Raw genomic sequence first — 4,854 nt, 5'->3', positions numbered from 1 at the left:
CGGATGTGCATGGGACATCCTGAGCCCGACGGCTCTCCGGCGGGGGTCTGGGCCTCCCCGATGGGGGGTGCGGTTTGCTCGTCAGACACGACGTTCCTTTCGGTGATGGGTGATCCGGGCTGTGATCACGGTCGTGACCCGGGGTGTGAGGAGGCTGCGCATTCTGCGCACAGACCCCAGTAGATGACCTCGGCCTCGTCGAGGAGGAAACCGTTGTCGTCGGAGGCGGTCAGGCACGGGCGTTCGCCGACCGCGCAGTCCACATCGGCGATGGCCCCGCAGCCGCGGCACACCGTGTGGTGGTGGTTGTCGCCCACCCGCGCCTCATACCGGGCCAGGTGGCCCGACGGTTGCAGACGGCGGACGAGTCCGACATCGGTGAGTGCCGCGAGGATGTCGTACACCGCCTGCCGAGAGACGTCCGGCAGGTCCGCGCGGGCGGCCTGGAAGATCGACTCGGTGTCGGCGTGGGGGTGCGCATGGACGGCCTCGAGCACCGCCACCCGCGGACGGGTGACGCGGAGTTCCACGGAGCGCAACATGCCCGCGAAGTCCGACGATGAGGTCACGACGCACAGTATGCACGCTTTTCTGGAATGATTCAGAACTTTCGCAAAATGAGACGCGCACAAGGCTGTTGGCGCTGGTCACGGGCCGAAATCGGGCGGGATGGTGACGACAGGCCCACTCTCGTGGCCCCATCGGTCATGAGAGAGTGGAGCCGTGGACGTCGACGAGAACGGGCTGGGCGCAGGTGCCGACACGCTCCTCGACCCGATCGCGCGCACCGTGCTCTCGGAGTCGGTGGCGTGGCGTTCGTCGTGGCATCCCGACGGTTCGCGCCACATCGTCGACGGGGCCTTCGAGTTCTACGTGGACGGCGCCGACGCCACCCTGCTGCGGTTCCACGGCCCCGACGGCGATCCGCGACGGATACTCGACGACGCGCTGCGAACCGTCTCCGTCCACGGCGCGTCCGGTTTGCGAATCACGGTGGGATTGGGCACTTTTGCCGATCTCGACGACGACGAGGTAGCGCGCCGCGGCGGAACCCTCGTCGCTGTGGTCGATGTCGTCGCACGCGCGGTGGACGCGTCGGTGCCGGACTCCATACCGGTGCCGACCGACATCGCGGTGGGTCGCGTGCGGACGGCCGAGGACCTCGCGCTGTTCGCCTCGATCTCCGAGCGTGCCTGGGGTTTCGCGCCACCGGTGCTCGCCGACCCCGACTTCGACGTCGCGGATCCCACGACGCGCCTGTTCGTCGCCGAAGGTAATTCCAGCGCAACCTGTTCTGTGCCGGGAAAACCCGTGGGTGATCACGTCGGCGCCGGTGGATACGAATTGGCGGGGTCGACCGCACGATTCTGGGGTGCGGCGATCCTGCCGGCATATCGTGGCCGTGGGGCCTACCGGGCGCTGGTGGCCGCACGCCTTCGTGACGCGCTGGGGTGCGGAGCGCGACTGGCACTCGTGCACGCCAAGCAGACTTCGTCGCCGATACTCCAACGGATCGGGTTCGCGCGTTATGCGCAGCGACGGCTGACCTGGTTTCCGGTGCCCGGCCAGGGGAATCGGGTACACGGGGAGCAGAGATGACACCGTCCGAGTCCGGGTTGGACTTCGACGAGGTCGCCGACGAACTGTACGGACTACCTCCCGGTGACTTCACCGGTCGGCGCAATGCGCTCGCCCGCCAGGCGCGCGGTGCCGGAGACCGCGATCTCGCCGCGGCGATCGCGGCGCTGCGTCGGCCCACCCAGTCGGCGTGGTTGCTCAACCAGTGGATCCGCCGTTACCCCGATGGTGCCGACGAGATCACCGAACTCGCTGCGGCACTTCGGGATGCGCAGCGTCGTGTCGATGCCGCCCGGATGCGTGACCTGTCCGCACGCCGACAGCAGGTGATCGCCGACGTGGCGCGCCGGGTCGCGCACCTCGCCGCCGATCTGGGCGTGACCGTGTCCGGCGCGACCGACCGCGAGATCGTGGCCACGCTGCGAGCTGCCGTGGCCGACGAGTCCACCGCAAACCTCCTGTGCCGTGGCCGCATGGTGGCTGCCGCCGAATACACCGGATTCGGGCCCGCCGGGATCGTGGCGGTTCCGGCGACCACGACCGCCGAAGAGGCACAACGCGGTACCGGCGACGGCCGGGCCGGACATGGTGAGGCCGAACGGTCCGTGGCTCGCGAGCACACCCGCGCAGAGCTACGACGAGCGCGCGAAACCGCCACGAGCGCTCAGCGTGGCGCCACCGAAGCGCAGACGGCGGCAGCGGCTGCTCGCGATGCTGCCGAGGCGCTCTCCGCCGACGCCGATCGGTTGCGCACAGAACTCGCCCGGGTGGAGCAGGAACTGGGTTTCGCGCGCCGACGCGTGACGGCCGCCGAGCATGAATATGCCTCCGCGGCAGAGGAGTCGGCTGCGGCATCCGCACGCGTGGCGGCACTGGAGCAGGAGTTGGCCGAGCTCGACGATCCGCGGTGAGGCGAGGTCGGCTCGACTCAACTCACTCGGCGGGTCTCATGGCCTCGTTGAGCACTTCGCACTGACGGTCGAAGAAGCTCTCCGACACCGCGGCTCGTGGTGCGAACATGTCGAACGCATGAAAACCGCCGGGGACGGTGTCCACGGTGACGGGTACACCCGCGTCCTTCAGGCGTTCGGCGTAGGCAAGGTCCTCGGCGAAGAACAGATCACGGGTGCCCACCCCGATCCACGCCGGCGGCAATCCGGTCAGATCGGCGCGGCGCGCCGGCACGGCGATCGAGCGGTCGGCGCCGCCGAGATACGACGCCCAGCCGAGCCGGTTCGACGACGGGCTCCACACGCGATAGTCCTTCGGATCGCCGGTCCCCGCCGTCGTCCGATCGTCGAGCATCGGATAAACCAACAACTGGAACACCGGAGTGATGCTGCCGGAGTCTCGACCGGCCATGTCCCGGCACCGCAACGCCAATGCCGCGGTCAGCCCGCCGCCGGCGCTGGCGCCGCCGATGAGAATCTTCTCGGGGTCCACATCATCTTGTGCGGCAAGCCAATCGAGGCCGCGATGACAATCCTGGACCGGAACCGGGTAGGGGTGCGCGGGTGCCAAACGGTAGTCGACGGCAGCGATGGGGATTCCGAGCCGGTCGGCGAACTTCCGACACAGTGCGTCGTCCTCGGCCGCCGTACCGATGACATAGCCACCGCCGTGAATCCACAACAGCGCGTGACCGGTACCGCGCGGGTTGTTCGGGCGATGAAGCCGCACGCTCACCCCGTCGCCGAGGTGGGCCACCTCGACATCGTCGGGCACATGACGCGACAGCGCTCCCGAGAGCACCTGCAGCGGGCGCATCGTCAGCGAGGTGACGACCGTGCGGGGCAGCAGCCGCGCCGCCAGGGCGAGGTCGGGGTGGAAGCCATCGGTGTCGACATCGTCGTCGGGGCGGGTGTCGTGGGGGATCGGTGTGGGCACCGTGCCAGTATCACCCGCCCTTCTGCGGATGGTAGCCGTTCGGAGGCACCAACCCGCTCAGCGCGGCGCGTACCGGGGATCGACGATCCGGTGGCGGACCGCCTCGCGCAGCCACTCGGGGAACTCGGAGAGCAACTGCTCGTACAGGTCGGCGTCACTCATCGAGTCGACGTCGTCGATGGCGAAGAATCCGGCGTTGTCGACCACTCGGCCCGCCAGGGTGTCCAGTTCGGTGAGAATGCCGAATCGGTTGCGCCCCAACCCGATGAACTGCCAGAACACCGGCCGCGCCGATGCGGTGTGGATCAGCGTGCGGATCGCGGGCACCTTGGAGTGGAATCCGCCGTCGGTGAAGAACAGCACCAACACCGGTTCGCCACCCGCGGCGTCGTCGAGGATCGCATTCATGATCGGGAGTTCCTCGTTGACCCCGCCGATCTGCCGGTCGTAATCGATCTCCGGGCCCAGCGGCGCACCGTGGCGTCCGGTGAGATGAATATAGGTGTCCATCCAGATCTCGGCATCGGCGACGGTGACGTCGGGGAGCTTCGCGTAACCGGAGCCGTACAGGTACGCCTCGAGGTTGCCGTCGGAATCGAGCTGTGTCGCGACCGGGATCATCCGCTCGACGACCCGATGCACGGTCTGCTTCTTGTACAGCTTGCGCATCGACATGGTCTTGTCGATGACCAGCACGACCCGCGCGGTGGCACCCGCGGCCCCCTTCGTGAGCAGCACCCGATGGACCTGCTCTTTGCGGAGGTTGAGTTTCTGACGTTTCTCCAGCGAGAGCTTCTCCTCGCCCTTGACCATCCGGATGCCGGGTGCGGGAGCCGGAGCAGCGGGTGGCGCGGATACTGCGGATACTGCGGGTGCCGGGGTCTGGGCTGGCGGGGCGTCGGGTGTCGGGGTCTGAGATGGCGGGGCGTCGTCGACGGTCACCCCGTGCTCGCGCACCAGCGCCGCGAAACCGGCGTCCCATCCGGCTGATTCGCTGCGGACCTTCCACTGGGCATTGCGTCGATAGATCTCCACCAGCACCGCTGCCCGTTCGGAACGCAGCCCCTGCGCCGGCGCGACGATGGTGTCGGCTCCGGCGGTGAGCGTGGTCTCGATGGTCGACCCGCCCAGCGTGGCGGGCGCGTCGACGGAAACGCCGATCGCGATGCGCTCGACGTCATCGGCGACTCGGGTCAGATCGATGTCGAGCGTGGCCGGGCCGGTCAGCGTCACCTCGGCGCCGGGACTGCGAGGATTGTTGTAGAAGACGAAGTCGGCGTCGTTGCGGACGCGGCGGTCGGAGCCGAGGACGAACGCCACCACATCGAGCGCCGATCCACCAGCGGATGCACCGACCGCCACCGTGAGCCGATCGGACGCCAGCGGGGG

General features: G+C 68.5%; 5 protein-coding genes. 2 read left to right on the top strand and 3 right to left on the bottom strand.

The genetic code is table 11. The features are described from left to right. Positions 1 to 125 precede the first annotated feature (125 nt). Complete coding sequence (locus B1964_RS11430; protein WP_014362220.1) at positions 126 to 569, bottom strand: Fur family transcriptional regulator; 444 nt, start codon at positions 567 to 569, stop codon at positions 126 to 128. Positions 570 to 723: 154 nt separating this feature from the next. Here B1964_RS11430 and B1964_RS11425 point away from each other — a divergent pair, with 154 nt between their 5' ends. Further along, entirely contained in the window at positions 724 to 1,599 is an 876-nt protein-coding gene (locus B1964_RS11425) for a GNAT family N-acetyltransferase (RefSeq protein ID WP_079929818.1), read from the top strand. Next, a complete protein-coding gene (locus tag B1964_RS11420; RefSeq protein WP_079929817.1) occupies positions 1,596 to 2,489 on the top strand; it encodes a hypothetical protein in 894 nt (297 codons plus the stop codon). The genes B1964_RS11425 and B1964_RS11420 overlap by 4 nt, the downstream gene beginning before the upstream one ends. 22 nt (positions 2,490 to 2,511) lie before the next feature. Here the strand turns inward: B1964_RS11420 and B1964_RS11415 are convergent, their stop codons facing one another. Together B1964_RS11415 and B1964_RS11410 are read right to left on the bottom strand one after the other, a co-directional pair. Beyond that, entirely contained in the window at positions 2,512 to 3,465 is a 954-nt protein-coding gene (locus B1964_RS11415) for an alpha/beta hydrolase (protein ID WP_006370058.1), read from the bottom strand. 57 nt (positions 3,466 to 3,522) lie between these two features. Further along, positions 3,523 to 4,854, bottom strand: a 1,332-nt coding sequence (locus tag B1964_RS11410) for a VWA domain-containing protein (protein WP_253193963.1), incomplete at its 5' end; no start/stop codon positions are given.

The organism is Gordonia sp. i37 (genome assembly GCF_002043085.1).
Lineage (GTDB): Bacteria > Actinomycetota > Actinomycetes > Mycobacteriales > Mycobacteriaceae > Gordonia > Gordonia polyisoprenivorans.
The sequence above is the reverse complement of the archived record's forward strand: the minus strand, read 5'-3'. Positions and strand labels throughout refer to the sequence as shown.